Annotated in this window: 24 protein-coding genes; 11 read left to right on the plus strand and 13 right to left on the minus strand. The window is 66.3% G+C overall.

Annotation, left to right across the window (positions count from 1 at the left end; all coding sequences use genetic code 11):
- Nucleotides 1-8: 8 nt before the first annotated feature.
- From WC729_RS21615 to WC729_RS21630, 4 genes are all read left to right on the plus strand, one after another.
- Nucleotides 9-959, plus strand: a complete 951-nt coding sequence (locus WC729_RS21615; protein WP_372856491.1) for an NAD-dependent epimerase/dehydratase family protein — start codon at nucleotides 9-11, stop codon at nucleotides 957-959.
- 63 nt (nucleotides 960-1,022) lie between these two features.
- The gene (locus tag WC729_RS21620) at nucleotides 1,023-1,529 is read left to right on the plus strand and encodes a hypothetical protein (RefSeq protein ID WP_372856492.1); all 507 of its coding nucleotides are present in this window, start codon (nucleotides 1,023-1,025) and stop codon (nucleotides 1,527-1,529) included.
- Nucleotides 1,530-1,601: 72 nt separating this feature from the next.
- Complete coding sequence (gene rlmN / locus WC729_RS21625; RefSeq protein WP_372856493.1) at nucleotides 1,602-2,786, plus strand: 23S rRNA (adenine(2503)-C(2))-methyltransferase RlmN; 1,185 nt, start codon at nucleotides 1,602-1,604, stop codon at nucleotides 2,784-2,786.
- On the plus strand, nucleotides 2,779-3,537 hold the full coding sequence (locus WC729_RS21630) for a sulfite exporter TauE/SafE family protein (RefSeq protein WP_372856494.1): 759 nt from the start codon (nucleotides 2,779-2,781) through the stop codon (nucleotides 3,535-3,537). The genes rlmN and WC729_RS21630 overlap by 8 nt, the downstream gene beginning before the upstream one ends.
- Here the strand turns inward: WC729_RS21630 and WC729_RS21635 are convergent.
- Entirely contained in the window at nucleotides 3,528-4,148 is a 621-nt protein-coding gene (locus WC729_RS21635; protein ID WP_372856495.1) for a DUF6445 family protein, read from the minus strand. The two genes, WC729_RS21630 and WC729_RS21635, sit on opposite strands and share 10 nt — an antisense overlap.
- A gap of 559 nt (nucleotides 4,149-4,707) precedes the next feature.
- On the opposite strand from WC729_RS21635, the gene WC729_RS21640 reads away from it, so the two are divergent.
- The 3 genes from WC729_RS21640 to WC729_RS21650 are packed head-to-tail and all read left to right on the plus strand — an operon-like array spanning nucleotide 4,708 to nucleotide 7,466.
- Nucleotides 4,708-5,448, plus strand: a complete 741-nt coding sequence (locus WC729_RS21640; RefSeq protein WP_372856496.1) for a cytochrome b/b6 domain-containing protein — start codon at nucleotides 4,708-4,710, stop codon at nucleotides 5,446-5,448.
- The gene (locus tag WC729_RS21645) at nucleotides 5,445-6,206 is read left to right on the plus strand and encodes a molybdopterin-dependent oxidoreductase (protein ID WP_372856497.1); all 762 of its coding nucleotides are present in this window, start codon (nucleotides 5,445-5,447) and stop codon (nucleotides 6,204-6,206) included. The genes WC729_RS21640 and WC729_RS21645 overlap by 4 nt, the downstream gene beginning before the upstream one ends.
- Before the next feature lie 18 nt (nucleotides 6,207-6,224).
- Nucleotides 6,225-7,466 (plus strand): class I SAM-dependent methyltransferase, encoded by a 1,242-nt coding sequence (locus tag WC729_RS21650; protein WP_372856498.1) that lies wholly within the window; start codon nucleotides 6,225-6,227, stop codon nucleotides 7,464-7,466.
- Here the strand turns inward: WC729_RS21650 and WC729_RS21655 are convergent.
- Nucleotides 7,457-7,870 (minus strand): DUF1801 domain-containing protein, encoded by a 414-nt coding sequence (locus tag WC729_RS21655; RefSeq protein ID WP_372856499.1) that lies wholly within the window; start codon nucleotides 7,868-7,870, stop codon nucleotides 7,457-7,459. The genes WC729_RS21650 and WC729_RS21655 overlap by 10 nt on opposite strands.
- Before the next feature lie 71 nt (nucleotides 7,871-7,941).
- Between WC729_RS21655 and WC729_RS21660 the strand changes: the two genes are divergently transcribed.
- The 4 genes from WC729_RS21660 to WC729_RS21675 all read left to right on the plus strand — a co-directional run bounded on the left by WC729_RS21660 (nucleotide 7,942) and on the right by WC729_RS21675 (nucleotide 14,088).
- Nucleotides 7,942-9,267: an MATE family efflux transporter gene (locus WC729_RS21660; RefSeq protein ID WP_372856500.1), complete on the plus strand. Its 1,326-nt coding sequence runs from the start codon at nucleotides 7,942-7,944 to the stop codon at nucleotides 9,265-9,267.
- Nucleotides 9,268-9,306: 39 nt separating this feature from the next.
- Nucleotides 9,307-10,527: an argininosuccinate synthase gene (locus WC729_RS21665; protein ID WP_372856501.1), complete on the plus strand. Its 1,221-nt coding sequence runs from the start codon at nucleotides 9,307-9,309 to the stop codon at nucleotides 10,525-10,527.
- A gap of 78 nt (nucleotides 10,528-10,605) precedes the next feature.
- Nucleotides 10,606-12,363, plus strand: coding sequence for a hypothetical protein (locus WC729_RS21670; RefSeq protein ID WP_372856502.1), 1,758 nt, complete (start codon nucleotides 10,606-10,608; stop codon nucleotides 12,361-12,363).
- 9 nt (nucleotides 12,364-12,372) lie between these two features.
- On the plus strand, nucleotides 12,373-14,088 hold the full coding sequence (locus tag WC729_RS21675) for a hypothetical protein (protein ID WP_372856503.1): 1,716 nt from the start codon (nucleotides 12,373-12,375) through the stop codon (nucleotides 14,086-14,088).
- Here the strand turns inward: WC729_RS21675 and WC729_RS21680 are convergent.
- The 11 genes from WC729_RS21680 to flgF form a co-directional block, all read right to left on the minus strand.
- Complete coding sequence (locus WC729_RS21680) at nucleotides 13,988-15,127, minus strand: GNAT family N-acetyltransferase (RefSeq protein WP_372856504.1); 1,140 nt, start codon at nucleotides 15,125-15,127, stop codon at nucleotides 13,988-13,990. The genes WC729_RS21675 and WC729_RS21680 overlap by 101 nt on opposite strands.
- Nucleotides 15,128-15,132: 5 nt before the next feature.
- Nucleotides 15,133-16,533 (minus strand): glycosyltransferase, encoded by a 1,401-nt coding sequence (locus tag WC729_RS21685; protein WP_372856505.1) that lies wholly within the window; start codon nucleotides 16,531-16,533, stop codon nucleotides 15,133-15,135.
- Entirely contained in the window at nucleotides 16,530-17,435 is a 906-nt protein-coding gene (locus WC729_RS21690; protein ID WP_372856506.1) for a flagellar motor protein MotB, read from the minus strand. Before WC729_RS21690 ends, WC729_RS21685 begins: the two co-directional genes overlap by 4 nt.
- 3 nt (nucleotides 17,436-17,438) lie before the next feature.
- On the minus strand, nucleotides 17,439-18,302 hold the full coding sequence (gene motA, locus WC729_RS21695; RefSeq protein ID WP_372856507.1) for a flagellar motor stator protein MotA: 864 nt from the start codon (nucleotides 18,300-18,302) through the stop codon (nucleotides 17,439-17,441).
- Nucleotides 18,303-18,407: 105 nt separating this feature from the next.
- Entirely contained in the window at nucleotides 18,408-19,319 is a 912-nt protein-coding gene (locus WC729_RS21700; protein WP_372856508.1) for a flagellin, read from the minus strand.
- Between the two features lie 8 nt (nucleotides 19,320-19,327).
- Nucleotides 19,328-20,674 carry a flagellar hook-associated protein FlgK gene (gene flgK, locus WC729_RS21705; RefSeq protein ID WP_372856509.1) on the minus strand — a complete coding sequence of 449 codons (1,347 nt, stop codon included), beginning with the start codon at nucleotides 20,672-20,674 and terminating at the stop codon, nucleotides 19,328-19,330.
- Nucleotides 20,671-21,018, minus strand: coding sequence for a rod-binding protein (locus WC729_RS21710; protein ID WP_372856510.1), 348 nt, complete (start codon nucleotides 21,016-21,018; stop codon nucleotides 20,671-20,673). The genes flgK and WC729_RS21710 overlap by 4 nt, the downstream gene beginning before the upstream one ends.
- Nucleotides 21,015-22,109, minus strand: coding sequence for a flagellar basal body P-ring protein FlgI (locus WC729_RS21715; protein WP_372856649.1), 1,095 nt, complete (start codon nucleotides 22,107-22,109; stop codon nucleotides 21,015-21,017). The genes WC729_RS21710 and WC729_RS21715 overlap by 4 nt, the downstream gene beginning before the upstream one ends.
- 14 nt (nucleotides 22,110-22,123) lie before the next feature.
- The gene (locus tag WC729_RS21720; RefSeq protein WP_372856511.1) at nucleotides 22,124-22,801 is read right to left on the minus strand and encodes a flagellar basal body L-ring protein FlgH; all 678 of its coding nucleotides are present in this window, start codon (nucleotides 22,799-22,801) and stop codon (nucleotides 22,124-22,126) included.
- An 11-nt stretch (nucleotides 22,802-22,812) separates the two neighbouring features.
- Complete coding sequence (gene flgG / locus WC729_RS21725) at nucleotides 22,813-23,601, minus strand: flagellar basal-body rod protein FlgG (protein WP_372856512.1); 789 nt, start codon at nucleotides 23,599-23,601, stop codon at nucleotides 22,813-22,815.
- A 12-nt stretch (nucleotides 23,602-23,613) separates the two neighbouring features.
- Nucleotides 23,614-24,357, minus strand: a complete 744-nt coding sequence (flgF, locus tag WC729_RS21730; RefSeq protein WP_372856513.1) for a flagellar basal-body rod protein FlgF — start codon at nucleotides 24,355-24,357, stop codon at nucleotides 23,614-23,616.
- Nucleotides 24,358-24,359: the final 2 nt, after the last annotated feature.

A 24,359-nucleotide genomic window follows, 5' to 3' on the forward strand; every position in this document is an offset into this window, starting at 1 on the left:
AGGCGAGAATGATGAACGGAAAGACGGCACTGGTGCTTGGCGCAACGGGCGGCATCGGCGGCGAGACGGCACGAGCACTGATCGCGCATGGCTGGACAGTGCGCGGCCTGACCCGCACGCCGCGCACGAGCGATGGCGGCATCAAGTGGATTACCGGCGATGCGCTCGATCGCGACGCGGTGGTGCGGGCGGCCCAGGGCGTCTCGGCGATCGTCCATGCGGTGAACCCGCCGGGCTATCGCGACTGGGAAAAGCTGGTGATGCCGATGCTCCACAATAGCATCGCGGCGGCTGAAAGCGCGGGCGCGCGCTTGGCGCTGCCGGGCACGATCTATAATTACGATCCGCGCTCGGTGCCTGTCGCACGGGAGGATTCGCCGCAGCGGCCGAACACAAAAAAGGGCGCATGGCGGGTCGAGATGGAGCGCGCGATCGAGGCAGCATGCGATCACGGCATGCGCGCGGTGATCCTGCGCGCCGGCGATTTCTTCGGGCCCCGGCCGGGCAATAGCTGGCTGTCGCAGGGGCTGGTCACGCCGGGCAAGCCGGTCAAGCGCGTGATGTATCCCGGGTCGCGCGGCGTCGGCCATGCCTGGGCCTATCTGCCCGATGTCGCGGAGACCTTCGCCCGTTTGCTCGATCGCGGTGCCGATCTGCCGGCCTTTGCCCGCTATCATTTCCGGGGCGTCTGGGATGGCGACGGCACCGTCATCGTCGAGGCGATCCGCGCCGCCACAGGCAATCCCGGCATCAGGCAGGGCGGCTTCCCCTGGGCGCTGCTGCCGCTGATCGCGCCGTTCAAGGCCACGATGCGCGAGATGATCGAGATGCGCCCCTATTGGCAAAACCCGGTCGCGCTCGACAACAAGGCGCTGGTCGCCCTGCTCGGCGAGGAGCCGCATACGCCGCTGGTCGAAGCGATGAGCGTGACGCTCACCGCGCTGGGGTGCCGTTCATAGCGCGGCGCTGGTCATCCGCCGGATCGGGGCCGACCCTGTCTGCAGCAGCAGAGGGACAGGATCATGCTCACATTTCTCGCCCTGCTGGCGGCACAGGCAACGACACCACCTCCGCCGCCGGTGCCGATCGACTGCAGCGATGCCGCGCACCGTGCCTTCGATTTCTTCGTGGGTGACTGGGAGGTGACCGACCGGCAGTCGGGCAAGATCGTCGCCACCAGCCGGATCGAGAGGATCCTTGGCGGCTGTGCGATCAAGGAGAGCTACGACCAGAATATCGGCCCGGACGGCACGGCAACCGACTATCGCGGCACCAGCTATACCGCGTTCAACGTGCGGGCCGGCTGGCGGCAATTCTATGTCGACAGCAGCGGTGCCGCGGCAGCCTATACCGGCGGAATCGTCGACGGCGCGATGGTGCTGACCGCCACCAACGGCGTCGCGACGAACCGCATGACCATCGCGCCCCAGCCCGACGGCAGCGTGCGCCAGACCGGCATGGTGTCGCTCGACGGCGGCAGGACCTGGGCGTCGCCGGGTTACGACTTCACCTATCGCCGAAAAGCCTGAATCGCGGCGCGCTGGAAAAATGCGCGCAATTGGCTTATGTGCGCCGCCATGCTTGATACCCCGAATTATTCCATGCCCATCCCCGGGCACATCGATCCCGTGCCCGTCCCCCGCGCACCCACCCTGCGCGAGGACGGCAAGGTCGATCTGATCGGCCTGCCCCGGGAGGCGATCCGCGCTGCGCTGGAAGAGGCGGGCATGGAGCCGAAACAGGCCAAGCTGCGCGCCAAGCAGCTCTGGCACTGGATGTACAATCGCGGTGCGACCGAGTTCACCGCGATGACTGACATCTCCAAGACTCAGCATCCCTGGTTCGCCGAGCGCTTCGTGATCGGCCGGCCCGAAGTGGTCGAGGCGCAGGTCTCGACTGACGGCACGCGCAAATGGCTGCTGCGCTCGCCCGACGGGCAGGATTACGAAATGGTGTTCATCCCCGACGCCGATCGCGGAACCTTGTGCGTGTCGAGCCAGGTCGGCTGCACGCTCAACTGCCGCTTCTGCCACACCGGCACGATGCGCCTGGTACGCAACCTTACCGCGGGCGAGATCGTCGGCCAGGTGATGCTCGCGCGCGACGGCCTGGGCGAATGGCCGAGCCAGCCCGAGGGGCGCATGCTCACCAACATCGTGATGATGGGCATGGGCGAGCCGCTCTATAATTTCGATGCGGTGCGCGATGCGCTGAAGCTGGTGATGGACGGCGACGGGCTTGCCCTGTCGAAGCGCCGGATCACCCTCTCCACCTCGGGCGTAGTGCCGATGATGGCGCGCGCAGGGGCGGAGATCGGGGTGAACCTCGCCGTGTCGCTCCACGCCGTGACCAAGGCAGTCCGTGACGAGATCGTGCCGATCAACCGCAAATACGGCATCGAGGAACTGCTCCAGGCGTGCGCCGATTATCCCGGCGCCAACAATGCGCGGCGCATCACCTTCGAATATGTGATGCTCCGCGACAAGAACGACAGCGATGCCGACGCGCATGAGCTGGTCCGGCTGATCCGCCATTACCGCCTGCCCGCCAAGGTGAACCTCATTCCGTTCAATCCCTGGCCCGGCGCGCCGTACGAATGTTCGACGCCGGAGCGGATCCGCAGCTTCTCGAGCATCATCTTCGAAGCCGGCATCTCGGCCCCGGTGCGCACCCCGCGCGGCCGCGACATCGATGCCGCCTGCGGCCAGCTCAAGACCGCATCCGAGAAGAAGAGCCGCGCCGAGCTGGATCGCCAGGCGGAGGAAAAGCTGGCCGCGCTTGGCTGACCTTTCCGGGCTGGGGTTCGCGGCGGGCGCCGGGCTGCTCGGCGGCGCGATGAATGCGCTCGCGGGCGGCGGCACCTTCGCCACCATGCCGACCTTGATCGCGCTCGGCCTGCCCTCCCCCGTCGCCAACGCGACGAGCAATGTCGCGCTTCAGCCAGGACTCGGCGCCAGCGCCTGGGCGTACCGCAAAGGCTTGGGGCCGCTTGCCGGCTTCTCCATGCCGGTGCTTGCCGCAATCACCTTTGCCGGCGGCCTCGCAGGCAGCCTGTTGCTCGTCGCGACGCCGGCGCGGCTGTTCGATGTGGTCGTGCCCTGGTTGCTGCTGCTCGCCACGATCGTGCTTGCCTTCGGCCAGCGCGCTGCGGTGGCGCTGCACCGGCGCGTCACGATCGGCCCGAAGACGCTGGTCGTCGCCCAGATCCTGCTCGGCATCTATGGCGGCTATTTCGGCGGCGGCGTCGGGCTGATGATGACCGCGGCGTTCGGCCTGCTCGCGCATCAGGAGCCGCACAAGATGGCCGGCGCCCGCACCCTGATGGTAGCGACCGCCAATGCGGCGGCGGCCTTGATCTTCATCGTCGCCGGCATGGTGCGCTGGATCTACTGCATCCCGATGCTGATCGGCGCGATCGTCGGCGGCTATCTGGGCGCGCGGCTCGGGCAGATCCTGCCGCCGCTCGCGATCAGGATCTGGACTTTGCTGATCACCGCAGTGACCACCGCCGTGTTCTTCTGGCGCGCCTATGCCTGAGCGGCAGGTGCGGCGGCGAAGAACATCAGGTGCACCAGCCGGCCATTTTCCGGCCGGTCGCCGAAGGGCGCGCCCGCATTGTGGAACATCCAGGGGCTGAGCAGGATCAGCCGGTTGAAACGCATCGGCACCGTCATGGTCTTTTCCCAGCGCGACGGCTTCAGCGTGTCCTGGTTGATCACTTCCTCGATCAGCCGATTGATGTCGGTATAACCGGCGGCGAACAGGCCTGCCTCGGTCTGCGGCACGCGCTCCAGCCCGGTCGGGCGGTGGCTGAAGAAATCGGTGCCGCCGCGGCAATGCTCGGGCAGCGAGAGATAGAGGATGCCCGAATAGAAGCAGGGGTCGATATGGACGCCGCTCGCGCCCTTGTCGCCTTTCAGGGTCAGGCGGCAATGCTGGTGCGTCGTACCGGCCGCTGGTTGTAACCGAACGCCCGCCCGCAACGAAACAGCATCGTCGAGGCCGGCGATCGGCAGCGGCCGGGTGGAGAGAAGCCCCGGATAATTGCCCTTCTTGAAGGCCGGATCATAGTTGAGCGCCAGCGCCTGGGCGCGGAAGGCCAAGGGATCGCGCAGGAAATCATCGATGACGATCAGCGACGGCAGCATGCCCCGGCATGGCAGATTTGCTTCCGCCGGGGAACCGCCCTCCCCACCTCGATTCACTTCCTCCCGCATTCCTGCTGAAATCCCGGCCGGAGCGCGATCGGGGCGTGCCGTCTGGAGGACTCTCGCGATGAATAGCTTTCTCGCCTTAAGTAGAACACGAAGAAAAAATGATAGGGGTCGCGTAATTGGTGAAGACAAGTGACAATAATTGCTCAATACCATCTCGCTGCCTCGGCGGCGATTCGCCAGTGTCGGGGCAGTGTCACGCCAGCCACTCCCAATAATGGCGCTGCAGGCGTCAAATACGGCTCGATTCCGGGTCACAGGCAAGTGGGTCGCATAAATCAGCGAATATTTGTCAGAAATCCGTCGGCGGTCGCAGAATCCAACATGAGATGTACGCCGTTACTGTCCAAGGCGCTGGAAGCTGCCCACGGCGACTTACCCCCAGGTCGGCGGGACCTACGATGGGCGGCGTGGGGCCTATGTCGAGGCCGGCAGCGCCAACCCGCGCGTGATTGCAGTTCTACAACGTCCCCCAAGAGGATATGCATCTGCCATGGATGAAGCGCCCCTATCCCCCGAGGCCGAGGCGGCGCCGCCGGCACGGGTCATCTACCGGCACAAGCTCGCTACGCGGCTGTGGCACTGGGTCAACGCGGTCACGATCTTCATCCTGCTCGGCAGCGGGCTGATGATCTTCAACGCGCATCCGCATCTCTATTGGGGCCTCTACGGCGCCAATTACGATCATGCGTGGCTTACCCTGCCGCAATGGCCGGGCTGGCTGACCATTCCGGCGAGCTATAATCTCGCAATCGCCCGGCGCTGGCATCTGCTGTTCGCGCTGGTGTTCGGTTTTGGTCTGCTGTTCTTCATGGCGGCGAGCCTGATCAACCGGCATTTCCAGCGCGACCTGCGCGTCCGTTTGGCCGACCTGAAACCGCAGAACCTGCGCCACGACCTGCTCGAGCATATCGCATTGCGCTTCCACGACCCGAAGGATCCGCGCGCGTTCAACATCTTTCAGAAGCTGTCCTATGTGCTGGTGATCTTCGGGCTGATCCCGCTGATGATCCTGACCGGCCTCACCATGTCCCCGGCGATGAACGCGGCCTGGCCCTGGTTGCTCGACCTGTTCGGCGGGCGGCAATCGGCACGCTCGATCCATTTCATTGTCGCGGCGGCGCTGACCGGTTTCATCATCGTGCATCTCGCTTTGGTGATCATCGCGGGCGCGTGGAACGAGGTGCGATCGATGATCACCGGGCGCTGGACCGTGCCGGAGGATGAGGCATGAGCCGGATTATCACCCGCCGCGCGCTGATCACCAGCGCGGCCGTCGGCGGCGCGGGCCTGCTCGCCGGGTGCGACAAGGTCGCGAACGACCCGAATTTCCGGAAAATCCTGTTCTCGGGCGAGAAGATGAACCTGGGGCTGCAGCGGGCGCTGTCGAACCGGCATGCGCTCGCGCCCGAGTTCCGGCCCGACCAGATGTCGCCGCGCTTCCGCACCAACGGCACGCGCAACCCCAACACGCCCGACTACACCGCGATGCTGGCGGCGCGCTTCGCCCATTGGCGGCTCCAGGTCGGCGGGCTGGTCACAAGGCCGCTCAGCCTCTCGCTGGCGCAGATTCGGGCGATCCCGGCGCGGACTCAGATCACCCGCCACGACTGCGTCGAGGGGTGGAGCGCGATCGGCAAATGGCATGGGCCGATGCTGGGTACGATCCTCAAGGCGGCGGGGCTCCGGTCCGACGCGCGCTATATCGTGTTCACCTGCGCCGACCTGTTCCGGGGCAGGAATTATTACGAATCGATCGACGTGATCGATGCCTTTCATCCCCAGACGATCCTGGCCTGGGCGATGAACGATGCGGTGCTGGACGTCGGGCACGGCGCGCCGCTCCGCCTCCGGGTCGAACGCCAGCTTGGTTACAAGCACGCCAAATATGTCATGCGCATCGACGCGGTCGCCTCGCTGGCCGGAATCGGCAAGGGAAAAGGCGGCTATTGGGAAGATGCTGTAGATTACGATTGGTATGCGGGCATCTGATTGGTACGGGGGCCGAATATGGCTCTGATCGATCGATTCCTCGCCGCCCGCGTCAAGCGCGGACAGCTTACCGTCCATCATGCCAACGGCACCGTCCGGGTGTTCGGCAAGCCCGATCCCGATCCGGATTTCCCGAACGTGACGATTCGCTTCACCGATAACGGCGCGGCCAATTTCATCGTCCGCAACCCCAGCCTCGGCGCGGGCGAGGCCTATATGCAGGGCCGGCTGGCGGTCGACGGCGAGGACATCATGGGACTCGTCCAGCTGATGACCGCCAACGACCTGTGGGAGCACGGTCTTGGCGGGCTCCATCCCAGCCGCGCCCGCCGCGCGGTCGCGGCGGTCACGCACCGTCTCAGCCGGATCAACATGGCGCGCCGGTCGAAGAAGAATGTCGCGCACCATTATGATCTGAGCGACCGGCTCTACGACCTCTTCCTCGACGCCGACCGCCAATATAGCTGCGCCTATTTCACCGATCCGACGAACAGCCTGGAACAGGCCCAGGCCGACAAGAAAGCGCATATCGCCGCCAAGCTGGCGCTAAAGCCGGGCATGACCGTGCTCGATATCGGTTGCGGCTGGGGCGGCATGGCGCTCTATCTCCACGAGAAGACGGGGGCCGAAGTGCTCGGCGTCACCCTGTCGGAGGAGCAGCTGAAGGTCGCCCGCCGCCGCGCCGAGGAAGCCGGGGTCGCCGACAAGGTGAAGTTCGAGCTGATCGACTATCGCCATGTGACGGGCAAGTTCGATCGGATCGTCTCGGTCGGCATGTTCGAGCATGTCGGCCCGGCGCACTACCGCACCTTCTTCAAGCAGTGCCGCAGTCTGTTGACTGATGACGGCGTGATGCTGCTCCACACGATCGGCCGCGCCGGCGCGCCGGGCGTGACCGACGACTGGACCGCAAAATACATCTTCCCGGGCGGCTACAACCCGGCTCTGTCGGAGATCACGCGGGCGCAAGAGGGGCTCCGCTTCTTCCTCACTGATGTCGAGGTGCTGCGGCTACATTATTCCTACACGCTCGATCACTGGTACGAGCGTACCGTCGCCGCGCGCGAGGCGATCGTGGCGCTGTATGACGAGTCGTTCTATCGCATGTGGCAATTCTACCTGGCCGGCGCGTCCTGCGCGTTCCGCTATGGCGGCATGGTCAATTACCAGCTGCAATATGCCAAGAATCGCCACGCGTTGCCGATCACCCGCGACTATATGCTCGAGGCCGAGCAGGCGATGCGGACGCCTCAGGCCTGAGCTGACTTGTATGCCCAGGATTGGGCGATCAGATCCTCCAGCACGGCCAGGTCCACAGCGGCGAGTTTCGTGATGTAGAGGCAGCCCTTGCCGAGCGAGTGCTTGCCGAGCTTCGCCAGCAGCGCGTCGCGGCCGGGCAGACTGGCGGCGAGATAGAGCACCAGCTGCGCCTTTCGCGGCGAGAAGCCGATCCGGCACATGTCGCCCTCGCGTCCGCTTTCATAGCGGTAATGTACGCTGCCGAAGCCGATGATCGACGGACCCCAGAGCACCGGCGGCTCGCCGGTGAGGCGGGTCATCATGTCGAGCAGGACGCGTCCGTCGGCCCGGCGCTGTTCGGGTTCGACCTTCGCCAGGAAAGCGTCGACGCTCACATTGGTCGGCTTGGTCTTGTTCTCGGGCATAGCGGCATCCCATCCGAGTCGTGAGGATGCAAGGCTAGCGCGATGGTCCGCCGGTGCCTATCCGGGCGCGCATGACCACGCCGCTGACCCGTCGCGCGATCTTCGCCCAGGCCTGGCCGATCATGCTCGGCCAGACGACCGTGCCCTTGGTCGGGCTGGTCGATACCGCGGTGATCGGGCGGACCGGGGATGCCGCCGCACTTGCCGGGGTCGCGCTCGGCACGGTCGTGATCAACATGATCTTCTGGACCTTCGGCTTCCTGCGCATGGGCATGACCGGGATGACCGCACAGGCCGAAGGCGCGGGCGATGCGTCCGAGGTCGAGGCGATGCTGCTGCGCGGCGTCGTGGCGGGGTTCCTGCTCGGCGCCGCGCTGTTCGCGCTCCAGATCGTGCTGATCCCGCTGGCGCTCGAGACGATGGCGGGCGGTGGCGCGCTCGACGCGGCCGCGCACGGCTATGTCAGCGCGCGCTTCCTCGGGGCGCCGGCGAGCCTTGCCGTGTTCGCGATCAACGGCTGGCTGCTCGGCCTGGGGCGGACGCGGTCGGCACTGGCGCTGCAGATCGTGATGAACCTGGTCAATATCGCGCTCGACCTGCTGTTTGTCTGGCATTTCCATCTGGGCGCGCGCGGCGTTGGTCTGGGCACGGCCTGTGCCGAATGGATATCACTCGCCGTCGGGCTGGGCATTGCGGGGGGCGGCATCGATCGGCGCCGCCTGCTCTCGCCTGCCCTGTTCGGCGGCGGCGCGCTCAAGCGGCTGTTCGCGGTCAATGCCGATATCATGATCCGCACCATCGCGCTCCTTTTGCTGTTCCTCTGGTTCACCAATGCCGGCGCGCGGCTCGGCGAGACTGCACTCGCCGCGAACTATGTGCTGCTGCAGTTCATCAGCGTCTCCGCCTTCGTGCTCGACGGCTTCGCCTTCACCGCCGAATCGCGCGTCGGCCAGGCGATCGGCGCGCGGTCGCGGCCGGCGATGGTCCGGGCGATCAGGCTGACCGGCGAATTCTCGCTGGTGGCGGGCATCGGCTTCGCGCTGATGTTCTTCGCCGCAGGCCCGGCGCTGATCGCCTTTTTCGCGACCAATCCAGAGGTGCGGGCACAGGCGGCAGCCTTGCTGCCGTTCGCGGCGGTCGTTCCTGCGATCGGCGTGCCGGCTTGGCTGCTCGACGGCATCTTCATCGGCGCGACACGCGGCAAGGCGTTGCGCAACGCCGCGATTCTGGCGACGGCGCTCTATATCGCGACCGACCTGCTATTCCGGCCGTTCGGCGAGAGCGGTATCTGGTGGGCGTTCATGGCGAGCTATTTCTACCGCGCGGCGTCGCTCGGGGCCTATCTGCCGGGGCTGATCCGGACCATCGAGGTTGCGGAACCGGTCAACGGACCCTAGAGCGCGGGCCGATTTCCAAGCATGTTCGGAGCCGCTTTCATGACCGACAAGATCAACCGCGTCGTCCTCGCCTATTCGGGCGGGCTGGACACCAGCGTGATCCTGAAATGGCTCCAGCAAACCTATCAATGCGAAGTAGTGACCTTCACTGCCGACCTCGGCCAGGGCGAGGAGCTCGAGCCGGCACGGCGAAAGGCCGAGGCCGCCGGCGTGAGGCCCGAGCATATCTTCATCGACGATCTGCGCGAGGAATTCGTCGGCAACTATGTCTTCCCGATGATGCGCGCCAACGCGATGTACGAGGGGCTGTACCTGCTCGGCACCTCGATCGCGCGGCCGCTGATCGCCAAGCGCCAGATCGAGATCGCCAGGCTGGTGAATGCCGATGCGGTCAGCCATGGCGCCACCGGCAAGGGCAACGACCAGGTCCGCTTCGAGCTCGGCTATTATGCGCTGGCGCCCGACATCAAGGTGATCGCGCCGTGGCGCGAATGGGACCTGACCAGCCGCACCCGGCTGATCGAATTCGCCGAACAGCACCAGATCCAGGTGTCGAAGGACAAGCGCGGCGAAGCGCCCTTCTCGACCGACGCGAACATCCTGCACACCTCGTCCGAGGGCAAGGTGCTCGAGGATCCGTGGGAGGAAGTGCCCGACTACGTCTATTCGCGCACGGTCAATCCCGAGGACGCGCCCGATAGCCCTGAATTCATCACGATCGATTTCGAGCGCGGCGACGGGGTCGCGGTGAATGGCGAGGCGATGAGCCCGGCGACCCTGCTCGCCAAGCTTAACGATCTCGGCCGCAAGCACGGCATCGGCCGGCTCGACCTGGTCGAGAACCGCTTCGTCGGCATGAAGTCGCGCGGCATGTACGAGACGCCGGGCGGCACCATCTATTATCTCGCGCATCGCGGCATCGAGCAGCTCACGCTCGATCGCGGCGCCGCGCATCTCAAGGACGAGCTGGCGCCGCGCTATGCCGAACTGGTCTACAATGGTTTCTGGTTCTCGCCCGAGCGCGAGATGCTCCAGGCAGCGATCGATCACAGCCAGGAGAAGGTGGCGGGCACCGTCCGGCTCAAGCTCTACAAGGGCGGGGTTTATGTGGTCGGCCGCAAGTCGCCCAATTCGCTCTATTCGGAGAAGGTCGTGACCTTCGAGGACGATCAGGGCGCCTATGACCAGCGCGACGCGGCAGGCTTCATCAAGCTCAACGCCTTGCGCCTGCGCCTTTTGGGGCGGCGCGACCGGGATTGACCCAGTCCGGGTAACGGCCATTGCGGACCTATTGCTGCCCCTAACCCCGCCTTAACCTGACTTCGCTAGTCCCTCGTTATGGGGACAGGCACCGAACGACGGCTGGTCTATGGCGACGCGCTCGTGGCGATCCTGCTCGCCTGCCTGCTTGCGGTCGCCTGGACGTTCCGCGACTGGCACCAGCTCTCCGCGCTTCGCCTGCCCGACACCGACGATGTCATGCGCCTTCAGCAGATTCGAGACTGGCTGGCGGGACAGCGCTTCAACGATCTTGCGCAGCACCGGCTCGGTGAGGCGCCGGGTCTGGCGATGCACTGGTCGCGCCTGCCCGATCTCGTGCCCGGCGCGATCATCGCCCTGTTGACGCCCTGGCTCGGCGCGCATCAGGCCGAGATCGTCGCGGTCGTCACCTGGCCGACCGCGTTGTTCGCCGCGGCTCTGTTCCTTGTCGCGCGCATCGCGCGGGCGATCGGCGGCCCCGGGGTCGCGCGCACCGCGATCGTGGTCGCCGCGATCGCCTATCCCGTGACGACGATCTTCCTGCCCGGGCGAATCGACCATCACGGCCTGCAGATCGTGCTGCTGCTGCTGGTCGTTCGTACCCTGATCAGCCCGCCGACGCTGGGCCACGGCCTCACCGCGGGGCTTGCCGCGGCGGCCAGCCTGGTGATCGGCATGGAAACGGCGCCGCTGCTCGCCGCGGCCGGCCTCGCCATGGCCGGCGAGTGGCTGTTCGCCAAGCATGCCGCCGATGACCGAATGATGGGCTTCGGCATCGCGCTGGGTGCCGGGCTGCTCGGTGCGTCGATCATCTTCAAGACCAGTCAATGGGGCTATCCCGGCTGCGATGGCTTCACCGCGACTGCCTGGCGCGGCGCGGTCATCGCTGCGTTCGGCCCGATGATGATGGCGCTCGCCGCGCGCGATTTCACCAAGCCCGCGGTGCGCGCCCTGCTTGCGCTGTTGGTTGCCGGCGTCATCGGCGGCGGCGTGATCGCGGTCGCCCCGCAATGTCTGCAGCCCTATGCCATGGTCGATCCGATGCTCGCGCGGCTGTGGCTTGGCAAGGTCGGCGAGGCGCAACCGCTGTTCACCGCCCCGATCGGCGTGGCGATCGGTTATGCCGGGGTGATGGTGGCCGGTATCGCCGCAACCGTCTGGCGGCTCCATGCGACGCGCGACACGCGCTGGATCGCCCTGCTGATCGTCCAGCTCGCAGCCTTCGGCCTGACCTGTTTCCAGTTGCGCGGCGCTTATGCCGGCGCGATCCTCGCCGCGCCGGCGCTGGCCGCGGTGATTGCCGCCGCCCGGAGCCGCGGCACCGCTTGGCTCGCTGGCGCCTGGCTTGCCTCGGCGGGCATGCTCTATCCGCTCGCCGCGGATGCGCTGACGCCGCGCCAGACGGTGCGCAGCAGCGAGCCGCCCGCAGGGAGCTGCACCTCGCCCGAAGCGCTGGCGACACTCGCCACATTGCCGCCGGGCAGGTTGCTCGCCCCGCTCGATCTCGGTGCCTATGCGCTGGCCGCGACCCGGCTCGACGTGGTCGGGGCGCCCTATCACCGCAACAATGCGGGCAATCTCGCGGTCTATCGTTTCTTCCTGCGCACGCCGGAGGATGCGGCGGCGATCGCCCGGCAATGGCAGGTCGGCTATGTTGCGCTCTGCCCCGACAGCTTCACTGAACTGGGCGACGAGGCGGCCGGCGGACTCCAGCTGGTCAACCAGCTTCGGGCCGGCCGGCCACCTGCCTGGCTCCACCGCGTCGCGGTCGCCCCTGCGGGGCTTGCGTTGTACCGCGTCGAACCCGGCTTGTTTACGCAGCCCGCAACGCGGTAAGGCCCTCCCATGCCGGGGGATAACGACAGACTTCATTGGTGGCAGACACGCTGGTTCGTTGCGCTGGCGGCGTTCGTCGCGATCATTCCGCTGCTCAAGCCCGAAATCCCGCCGCTGGTGGACCTGCCTGGGCATCTCGGCCGCTACCGCGTTCAGCTCGACATGCACCAGGTGCCCTGGCTGGGCGAATGGTATAATTTCAGCTGGCAGCTGATCGGCAATCTCGGGATCGACATATTGATCATCCCGCTGGCCAAGCTGGTCGGGCTCGAAATGGCGGTGAAGCTGATCGTCATCACCATTCCGGCGCTGACGGTGACGGGTTTCCTGTGGATCGCGCGCGAGGTGCATGGCCGCATCCCGGCGACCGCCCTGTTCGCGCTGCCGATCGCCTACAGTTACCCCTTCCATTTCGGCTTCGTGAATTTCGCGTTGGCGATGGCGCTTGCGCTCAACATGTTCGCGCTGTGGCTGCGGCTGGCGCGGCTTGGCCGGTTCCGGCTGCGCGCGGCCATTTTCATTCCGCTCTCCTGTGCGCTGTGGATTTGCCACACCTTTGGCTGGGGCGTGCTCGGCGTGCTCGCCTTCTCGGCGGAAATGGTGCGCCAGCACGACAAGGGCCATCGCTGGCTCAACGCCTGGGTCCGCGCCGGGCTCGGCTGTCTGCCGCTCGCGCTGCCGATGGTGCTGATGGTGATGTGGCGCAGCGGGCATCATGTCGGCGGCGAGACCGGCGACTGGTTCAACTGGCGCGCCAAGATCATGTGGCTGACCATGGTCCTGAAGGACCGCTGGCAGCTGTTCGACATCGCATCGGGCGCGATCCTCTATCTGATCCTGTTCAAGGGCTTCCGCGACCCGACGATCGAATATTCGCGCAATCTCGGCCTGTCGGCGCTGTTCCTGCTCGCGGTGTTCATTCTGCTTCCGCGGATCGTGTTCGGGTCGGCCTATGCCGATATGCGGCTGGCGCCGTTCATGATCGGCATCGCGCTGATCGCGCTGCGCCCGCGCCGGGGCGTGCCGATCCGGCATGCTGCGACCCTCGCTTTGCTCGGCCTCAGCTTCTTCCTCGTCCGGATGGGCGCGACGACGGTGAGCTTCTGGATGTTCGACCGGACCTATGAGCGCGAACTGAAGGCGCTGGATCACATCCCTGTCGGCGCCAAGATGGTCAGCTTCGTCGGCACCGAGTGCCGGCCGTCCTGGTTCATGACCCGGCTCGAGCATTTGCCGGCGATCGCGTTGGTGCGGAAGCTCGCCTATACCAACGATCAATGGTCGATGGCGGGCGCCCAGCTGCTGACCACGCGATATGCGCCGGCGCGCAACTTCGCGCATGACGCGTCGCAGATCGTCACCGAGAAATATTGCCGGGGCGAATGGTGGCGGACGATCTCGTTGTCGCTGGCGCGTTTCCCGCGCGACGCGTTTGACTATGTCTGGCTGATCCAGCCGCCGCCCTATGATCCGAAATACAATGCCGGACTGGTGGAGGTCTGGCGCGACGGCACGAGCGTGCTGTTCCGCGTCGACCATAAGGTCACCCCGCCGCCGGTGCCGTTGTTCCCGGAAGAGATCAGGGCGCTGGAGATCCGTGCGCGGCGGCAAGCCCTTGAACGGCTCAGGGCCCTCGGCGGAACGGCGTCGCCTCTCCCAGCCACGCCCGGTCCGACGCCACTGCCTGCCGCTCCTGCTCCAGGAAATGCCCGACCGCCTTCCTGAAGCCGGGATCGGGGATGTAATGGGCCGACCAGGTCGGCTCGGGAACGTAACCACGCGCGAGCTTGTGCTCGCCCTGCGCGCCGGCCTCGACCGTTTTCAGCCCGAGCGCGATCGCGGCGTCGATCGCCTGGTAGTAGCAAAGCTCGAAATGAAGGAAGGGCACTTCCTCGGTGCAGCCCCAATAGCGGCCATAAAGCGTGTCGCCACCGATCAGGTTGAGCGCGCCGGCGATCGGGCGGCCGTTTCGTTCGGCGAGGATGAGCAGCGCCTTGTCGGCCATGCGCTCGCCGAGCAATGAGAAGAAGGCGCGGGTGAGATAGGGCCGGCCCCATTTGCGCGAGCCGGTGTCCTGATAGAAAATCCAGAAGGCGTCCCAGTCGGCCTCGGTGATATCGGCACCGGTCACGTGGCGGATGATCAGGCCTTCGACCGCATGGCTGCGTTCCTTGCGGATCGCCTTGCGCTTGCGGCTGGCGAGCTCGCCGAGGAAATCGTCGAAACCGGCAAAGCCCTGATTGTGCCAGTGGAACTGCGTGCCGGCGCGGATCAGCCAGCCGGCAGCCTCGAACAATGGAAGCTGGTCGGGCGCGATGAAAGTGACATGAGCGGAGGAGAGGCTGTGCTGGTCAGTCACCGCTTCGATCGAGGCGATCAGCGCGGGCGCGAGGCTCTCGTCGCGCAACAGCAGACGCGGGCCCGGCGCCGGGGTGAAGGGCACGGCGACCTGCAGTTTCGGGTAATAGCGTCCGCCTGCCCGCTCCCAGGCATCGGCCCAGCCATGGTCGAAGACATATTCGCCCTGGCTGTGGCTCTTGCCATAGGCCGGAGCGATCGCGGCAGGCCGGCAGTCGGCGCCGTCGATCACGATCGGGATAGGCTGCCAGCCGGTCTCCGCGACCGCGCTGTCCGATTCCTCGAGGATCGAGAGGAAGTCGTGCGTGACGAAGGGATTGGTCGTGCCGGAGCACGCATTCCAGTCCCCAGCCCGGATCGAGGAGACGCCATTGGCGATTCGGGCGGTAACGGCGGGCTTGTTCACCCGCCCTAACTAGGCGTGGGTTCCGCGCTTTCCAACTGCGGCGCGATCATTCCGCACACCAGCAACAGCAGGAACGGGGTGAGGAACTCGCGGTGGCGTTCGCTGAATTCGAACCACACGCCGAAGAACATCAACTGGATCAGGCAGGCAGCGATCAGCAACAACAGGGTGCCGGTACCGGGCATGCGGCGCAGCCTGGCCGCCACAGCGCTGCCGCCGAGCAGGGCGACATGAGCGAGATGCGAAAAAGGCACCAGCGCCGCGGCGATCGCCGCGGGCAGAGGCGGCTGCATCGCGACGAGCCGGCCGATGCCGAATGCGCCGACGCCGCAGGCGCGAAGGAACTTGGTGATCGTCAGCCTGACGAAAGCGCCGGGATTGGCCCTGATCCATTCGACCGCGATCGCGCCGATGCGTTTGTTGTAGACGATTTCCGGCAGGCCACGGAGATGCTCGGGCGGGGGCAGCCAATTGCCCGTCGCGTCGGGATTGTTGCCGATCCACAGGCTGGCGCCGCCCGCGCTGGTCAGCGGCATGAACACGCCGAAGATCAGCCAGTTGCGGATCCACCAGGGCAGCATCACCAGCAGCGCGATACAGGCGGCGCGCAGGCCGGCGAGCAGGATCGGGAGGAAGCCCGCCTGGCCGATCAGGCACAGCCCGAACAAAGCGGCGAGCGGTGCCTGGCCTGGCTGAGTCAACGCGAGCAGGGCCGCCGGTACGCCGATCTTGACCGCATTGCGCCAGATTCGGTGGTCACGGTTCAGCCAGGCGAGCGCGAGCGCGAGGATCAGGAAGGCGCACAGCCCTTCCTTCTGCGCGAGCGGGGCTGAGAACAGTACCGAAGGCCAGACGAGATAGAGCCAGGCTGCCCCGCGCCCGGCGCCTTCATTGCCGAGGCGGCGGCCGAGCTGGACGATCAGCGAAGCGGCGCCGAGATCGATGACGGTGCCGAGGAACAGCACGGATGCCGTGGAGAAGCCGGCGATCGAGCCCCATCCCGCGAGCAGGAAGGAATAGAAGGGCGGGAACAAGGCGCGCCAATAGCCGCCGAAATATTGGTCGTAGATGCCATATTCGTCGCGGATCAGCAGGCCCTTGGCGAGCAGCAGATAGGCATTGGGATCGCCGCCCGATCCGCGATGGACCGAGAGCAGGGCAAAGCAGAGGCGCAATGTGATCGCCACCATAGCGAGAAGCGCGAGCCATCGGCGCGTCGGTCGTGCGCGCAGCAGCGGCAGGCCCAGGCCGGCGATGGCCACCCATAGCAGCAGGGCGCAGATACCGGTGAAGGAATAACCCCAGCGCCCAAGCACGCCCGGCGCGGACCACAGGCCGTAGAGGCACAGGATGGCAAGGGTCGCCTGGATTGCCCACCGCACCGGTCTGGGCGCGGCGGCGGTCATTCGCCGAACGCGGTGGCGCGGTAGAGCAGGGTGATCGCGACGCGCCTGTTGCGCGGGTCGCTGGCATTGTCCTGGATCATCGGCTCACGGTCCGCGACGCCTTCGATTCGGTTGAAGCGCGCTTCCGGGATGCCGCCATTCGCCAGCCGCCGCCGCGTCGCCTCTGCGCGACCGCTGGAGAGCATCCAGTTGTTCATCGCCAGCGGATCGCCATAGCCCAGGCTGTCGGTATGACCGCGGATCATGATCGGATTGGTCATGTCCTTGATCGATTCGGCGATCAGCCCGATCAGCTTCGACGCCTCGGGGTCGAGCTGAGTCGTGCCCAGGCCGAACATCGAATAATCGGCATCGTCGATCAGGTCGACGCGCAGGCCGTTCTGGGTGCGCACGAAGCGGACATGCGACGCCAGCTTGGACAGTTTCGCGCTTTTCGACATGGCGAAGGAGACCTGGCGGCGCATCTTCTCGAAATTCTGCCGGTCCTCGGCGGCGAGAACGGCCTTGTTCTTCAAAGTACCCTTCTGGCCGGTGCCGACCTGATCGCCGCCAAGCGATTCGACCGGAATGGTCATCGACCGCGTACCGGTCTGCGACGCCTTGTGCGGATAATTATCCTTGTCGGTGATCGACGAGCCGCCGAACATGCCGTTCGAGCCGGCGCTGTTCTGCTTCATCTGGACGAGGGTCGGCGCGAAATAATCGGCCAGCGCCTTGCGCTGCTTCTCGTTGGTCGCGCCGAGCAGCCACATCAGCAGGAAAAACGCCATCATCGCCGTCACGAAATCGGCATAGGCGACTTTCCAGGCGCCGCCATGATGGCCGCCATGACCTTCGACATAGATCTTCTTGTAGATGATCTTCGGCGGCTGGTTGCTGCCGTGCGGCGCACGCGCTGCCATCGTTTAACGGCCCCTCAGGCCGTCAAAGACTTCGGCGAAACCGGGCTGGTTCGAATGCGCGATGCCGGAGCGGGCAGCCTCGATCACCAGCGGCTGCGGATGGCCGTGGAGCGAGGCGATGATGATCTGCTTCACCACATGATAGATGGCGGCGTCGGCGTCGATGACCTGCTTCAGCCGGCTGGCGAGCGGGCTGACGATGCCATAGGCGAGCAGCACGCCCATGAAGGTGCCGACCAGTGCAGAGCCGATCATTGCGCCCAGGATGGCGGGCGGCTTGTCGATCGAACCCATGGTCTTCACCACGCCGAGCACCGCGGCGACGATGCCGAGCGCGGGCAGCGCGTCGGCCAGGCTCGACAGGGTGGTGTGCGGTCCCTCGACCTCGTGGTGGTGAGTCTTGATCATGTTGTCCATGACGTCCTCGACTGCGTGCACATCGAGTGTGCCCGAGGAGACGACGACGAGACGCAGCGTATCGGCGATCAGGTTGATCAGCGTATGATCGGCGAGCAGGCGCGGATATTCCGCGAACAAGGCGGAGGATTTCGGATCCTCGACATGCGGCTCGAGCGCGATCGGCCCCTCGGTGCGCAGCATCTTCATCAGCTTCGACACGAGGAAGATCGTGTCGAGATAATCCTGCTTCTTGTATTTCGGACCCTTGAAAATCTTGGAGAAGCTGCCGCCCAGCGCCTTCAACTCCTTGCCCGAATTGCCGATGATCAGCGCGCCGGCTGCGGCGCCGCCGATGATCAGCATTTCGTGCGGAATCGCTTCCATCACCGGGCCGAGCGCGCCGCCAGTGATCGCGAAGCCGCCAAAGATCATGACGAGCAGGACGACGAGGCCGATCACCGGAAACATGGACTTCGCATTCCCCCTTGTTGCGCGCTGCCATCCCTAGGAACGGCAACGATCATTCCCGGTTAACCGGATTTCGTAGCTAACCGGTTACTAACCGGCTCCGGATCAACGCAGATAATCGAAGAGCGACAGCTGGCTGAGCTTCGTGAAGCTCGCCTGGGTCGCCGACAGGATCGTCATGGTCTTTTGCAGCTCGGTGATCGTTGCCGTGATGTCGGTATCCTCGAGCGCAGAGCGGTCGATTTCGCGATTCGCGGCCGTGTCGGTCAGCTGGTCGGAGACCAGGTCGAGCCGGGCGGCGCGTGCACCGACCGAGCCGCGCACGGTACCGACCTGAGTCAGCGCCGCATTGATGCCGTCGGTCGCCTCGCTGGCTGCGCTGGAGACGTTACCGCCGGCGTCGATCGCGGCAGCAAGTTTGGAAATGATGGCAAAGGCGTCGGTCGTACCGCTCGCGGTCTGCACCCCGCCGAACACGCGCGCGGCGGTGTCGGTCGCGACGATCGACTGGTCGTCGCCGAGCGGGATGGCGGGCGGCGTGCCGGTACCGGTGAAGCTGACCGCGCCGTCGGTGCCGACGGTGACGGCGGTGTCGCCGGTCGCCGCGCCGAACAGCGGTTGGCCGCGGGCATCCCTGGTGTTCGCCAGTTTGACCAGGTCAGCGAGCACGCCCTTGAGTTGAGTGGAGATGGTCGCGCGTGCCGAGTCGGTCAGCGTGCCGTTGCCGGCCTGGAGTGCCAGTTCGGCCGCCTGTTGCAGGCTGTTTTCGACCGAGGTCAGCGCCGAATCGGATTGCTGGAGCAGCGACTGGGCTAGCCCGACATTGCCTTTGGTGGCGAGGTCGTCGGCCTTGCCCTGCTTGAGTGTGGCGAGCCGCTGATAAGCGACGACATCGTCGGACGGTGCCAGCAGGCGCGTCTCGGACGAGACCTGGATCTGCAGCTTGTCGGCCTTCTGGCTGAGCTTCTGCATGAGGGTGGCCGAGCGGTCGTAAAGCTGGGCGGTGCTGATCTGCATGGGGCTGCTCAACGAATATCGAGGATGGACTGGAGCGTTTCGCGCGCGACCTGGATCACGCGGCTCGACGCCTGATAGGCTTGCTGGAAGCGCATCAGATCGACGGCTTCGCTGTCCAGGTTGACGCCCGACACCGCATCGCGCGCGGCGACCGCGCCGTCGCGGATCGCGCTTTGCGCCTCGGCGACCTGCTGGCGCGAGGAGAGCGCGGCGGCGTTGTCGGCGACGAGGCCGGTGGTCTTGGCTTCGAACCCGGCCGAGCTGCGCAGCGCCGAGAGTGCCTGGAGATTGCTGTTGTCGCGCGGACCGCCGCCGACCGCTGCGGCGGCGATGCCGCGCGGATCGGTAAGGGTCAGCTGGATATCGCCCGGCGAATCGCCCGTCGCGAACATCGGCGCACCGGGGTTGCCGTCGAGGTCGCGGCCCTGCGCCTGCACCGCGTTGACGCCGTCGACGAAGCTGGTCGCGATGCCATTGAGCTGCTCGCGCGCCGCGGCGATGCGCTGGGCGCCATCGACGACACCGGCCAGCGCCCCGCCCGACGGGACCAGTGTGGAGATTTCGCCGGCGCGGTGGACGGCGAACGACACGTTGCCCGCATCGTTGCGGACATAGGTGACGGTGCCGGCGTCGCTGCCGGAGACGAGCATCGGGCCGGTCGCGCCGCCGAGGCGGACGGCGGCTCGACCGGCGACGTCGATCGAGACCGAGACGTCGCTGATCGCACTCATCTGTTCGAGCAACTGGTCGCGCTGGTCGAGCAGTTGCGCGGCGCTGGTGCTACCGGGCGTGACACGGCCGAGACCGTCATTGACCTTGGCGAGCGCGGCGCCAAGGCCGCTCAGCGTGGTCACGGCATTCTCGGCGGTGCCGTCGAGATCGGCGGCGATCTGGTCGAGTGCCTTGCCGGTTGCGGCAAAGGCGTTCGCGGCCGAGGTGCCGGCTTCGAGGAACACCGAGCGCGGTGCGCTGGCGGTCGGATCGGCGGCCATGGCCTGGGCCGAGGTGAAGAAGCTGGTCAGCCGGTCGCCCAGCTTATTGCCGGTCAGCGCGGTCTGGATCCGGTCGAGCCAGGCGACGCCCGTCTCGCTGCGGGCGAGATCGGCGCTGGAGGCGCGGACGTCGGCGGTGCGGAAGGCGTCGGCCGAGCGGACCACGCCGTCGACGACGACGCCCATGCCGGATGCGACCCGGTTGGTCGAACTGATGCCGGCGCCGGCATTGACCTCCTTGAGGGAGACGCTGCGGCGCGCATAGCCGGCGGTGCCGGCATTGGCGATGTTTTCGGAGACGGTGGTCAGCGCGCTCTGATAGGCGCGGACCCCGCTGGCGCCGGTCGCGAGAAGGTCGCTCACGGCGTCTTATCCTCCTGAGTCTTGGCGGTGCTTTCCGGTTGAAGATTGGCCTGCGACTTGGCGAGGAAATCCGTCATCGCCTTGCCGATGCCGAGCGGTGCGTGATCGGCCATCGACTGGGCGACCTGCTGGTCCTGCATGTCGCGGAACGTGTCGAGCCCCTTGGACGAGAACAGCTCCTCGGCCAGGTGCGCCTGACGCATCGACTTGAGCATCATGCCGGCGAACACTGCCTCGAACTGCTTGCCCGCCTTGTCGAGGTTGGCGCGCGAAGCGAGACGGCTGGTGTCGACGCTGATGCCCGATGTCGGGGTCGCGGCGGGGAGGGCGGGAATGTCGCTCACAGGACGATCAGCTCCGCTTTGAGTGCGCCGGCTTCCTTCAGCGCCTCGAGGATCGCGACCAGATCGGCCGGCGAGGCGCCGATCGCGTTCACGGCCTTGACCACGTCGGCGAGCTTGGGGCCGGGCTCGAGCAGGAACATCGGGCGATGCTCTTCCTCGACCGCCACGCCGCTCTTCTGCTCGACGGCGGTCTGGCCCTGGCTGAACGGCTGGGGCTGGCTGACATGCTGCTGCTCGTCGATGCGCACGGTGAGCTTGCCGTGGCTGACCGCGGCGGGGCCGACGCGGACCGCCGAATTGATCACGACGGTCCCGGTGCGGGCATTGACGATCACCTTGGCCGAAGGCTCGGCCGAGACGACTTCGAGATTCTCGATCTCGCTCATCAGGGTCGCGCGGACGTCGCCGCCCATCGGCGCACGGACGGAGACCGAGACGGCGTCGATCGCCTGGGCTGAGCCGGCGCCGAGCCGCGTGTTGATCGCGGCGGCAACGTTCTGCGCGGTGGTGAAATCGGCGCGGGTGAGATTGTAGGTCAGCACCGGCGACGTCTCGAAGCCGGTCTGGACTGCGCGCTCGACCGTGGCACCCTCGGGGATACGGCCGGCCGAGGGGATGTTGACGACGATCTGCGACCCGTCCTTGCCCTCGGCGCCAAGCCCGCCGACGGCGAGGTTGCCCTGCGCCATGGCGTAGATCTGGCCATCGGCACCGAGCAAAGGCGTCAGGATCAGCGCACCGCCGCGCAAGCTCTTGGCCTTGCCCATCGAGGCGACGGTGATGTCGAGCTTCTGGCCCGGCTTGGCGAAGGCGGGCAGATCGGCGGTGATCATCACCACCGCGGCGTTCTTCATGCCCGGATTGGCGCTGGGCGGCAGCTGCAGGCCGAAGCGCGAGGCGACCGCCTTCATCGACTGGATGGTATATTCGAGATTGTCGTCGCCGGTGCCGGGCAGGCCGACCACGACGCCGTAACCCGTCAGCTGGTTCGAGCGGATGCCCTGAAAGCCGCCAAGGTCCTTGACCCGGTCGGCGCAGGCCGGGCTTGCGATCAGCAGGCCGGCGAGCATGGCAGCGACGAAACGGAACATGGCGGGCGCTTTCATCAGAAGGGGCTCACGACGGAGAAGAAGCGGCCGAGCCAGCCCTGGCGGCTGGCGCGGGCGACGTCGCCCTTGCCGGTATAGGCGATCTGCGCATCCGCCACGCGGGTGGAGGGCACACGGTTGTTGGCGTCGATATCGGCGGCGCGGATCAGGCCGCGGATCTGGACGAACTCGTCGCCGCGGTTGAGCGTCACGCGCTTCTGCCCCTGCACCAGCATGGTGCCGTTGGGATAGACCGCGGAGACGGTCACGCTGACTTCGCCCGACAGGGTGTTGGACTGGTCGGTCGCGCCGCTGCCAGTGAAGTTGCGCGTGTTGCTCATGCTGGCGTCGGTCTGCTTGAACAGCGAGAGCGGGCCAGTCGATGGCGGCGTCAGGCTCAGCCCGCCGCCGCTGTCGAGCTTGGAGCTCGCGGACTTGGAGGCGACGGTGCGCTCGACCAGCAGGATCGTCAGCGGATCGCCGACCCGACGCGCGCGCGATCCCTCGTGCAGCGCGGCATAGCCGTCGCTGGCCTGGAAGATCGACCCGTTGGCGGGTGCCGCGACGATCGGCTGCGGCAGCACGGCCGAGAAATCGACCGGCGGCTTCTTCTTGCCCAACAGGCGCGCATCGGCCTGCATCGGCACGAGCGCGACGGTGAAGGACAGGGCGATCAGGGTGGCTGACGGTTTCATGAAATTAACCATCAGATATTTTGGTTAACATATTTCAGCATGTCGTCGGTCGCCGAGATCATTTTTGAATTTACCTCGTACGCACGCTGCGTTTCGATCATGTCGACGAGCTCTTCGACGACATTGACGTTCGACGCTTCGAGCATGCCCTGGCGGATATTGCCGCGTCCCTCGATGCCGGCCACGCCGAGATTCGCCGCGCCCGAGGCCGAGGTCTCGACCAGATAATTGTCGCCCTTGCCGAGCAGGCCGGCCGAGTTCGCGAAGCTGGCGATCTGGATCTGGCCGAGCTCGCTCGATTCGCTCTGGCCGGGTACGGTCGCCGAGACGGTGCCGTCAGTGCCGACGGTGATCGCGGTCGCGCCCTCGGGCACGGTAATGCCGGGCATCACCTGATAGCCTTCGGAGGTAACCAGCAGGCCTTCCGGCGAGCGGGTGAAATTGCCCGCGCGCGTATAGCCCAAGGTGCCCCCCGGCATCTGGACCTGGAAATAGCCGTCGCCGTCGAGCGCGAGATCGAGCGCGTTGCCGGTGGTCTGCATCGCGCCCTGGGTGTCGATCCGGGCAGTGCCCTGGATGCGCACGCCAGTGCCGAGGTTCAGGCCGACCGCATATTTGGTCTCGGACGTGCTCGGCGCGCCGGGCGCGGTCACCGTCTGATAAGCAAGCGTCTCGAACGCCGCCCGGTCACGCTTGTACCCGGTGGTGTTCACGTTCGCGAGGTTGTTCGAGATCACCCGCATGCGCATGTCCTGGGCGTCGAGCCCGGTCCGCGCGATGTGCATTGCTGCGCTGGTCATATCCTCGGTTCCTTAAGAGGGCATCCGCATCAGCGATGCGGCGCTTTCGTCCATGTCCTTGGCCGACTTCATCAGATTGGCCTGGACCTCGTAGCTGCGCTGGTTCTCGATCATGTCGACCAGCGCCTGGGTCATGTTGACGTTCGATCCCTCGAGCGCGCCCGATTGGACCGTCGCTTCCATGTCCTCGGGCAGCACGCCGCCGCCGCGAACATGGAGGAGGTTGTCGAGGCCCTTGACCGTGTCCGTGCCCTTGGTGCTGACCAGCTTGAGCTTGTCGAGGACCTGCGGGTTGCTGGCGTCGCCGCCCACGGGGACGATCGAGATGGAGCCGTCGGCCGCGATCTTGACCGATTCGGCGGGCGGCACGGTGATGGGACCCCCCGATCCCATCACCGGGAAACCGTCGCCGGTTTCCAGCACGCCCGTCGGGGCGATCTGGAGATCGCCACGCCGGGTATAGGCTTCAGTCCCGTCGGGTGCCTGGACGGTCAGCCAGGCGTCGCCGGTGACGGCGACGTCGAGCGGCCGGCCGGTCGACATGATCGCGCCGGCGCGGCGATCGGCATCGACCACCTCTTCCGACGCCGGCGAGCGCGTGTCGAACTCCGAGCCCGACACGTTCAGCCGGCTGAACACCACCCGGTCGGCGCGAAAGCCGATCGTCGAGGCGTTCGCCATGTTGTTCGCGATCGCGGCCTGCGACGCCATATGCGCCTTGAGCCCGGTTGCCGCGGTATAGACCAGCTTGTCCATTC

The sequence above is a fragment of the Sphingomonas sp. genome (assembly GCF_041661825.1).
In the GTDB taxonomy this organism is placed as follows: Bacteria; Pseudomonadota; Alphaproteobacteria; order Sphingomonadales; family Sphingomonadaceae; genus Sphingomonas.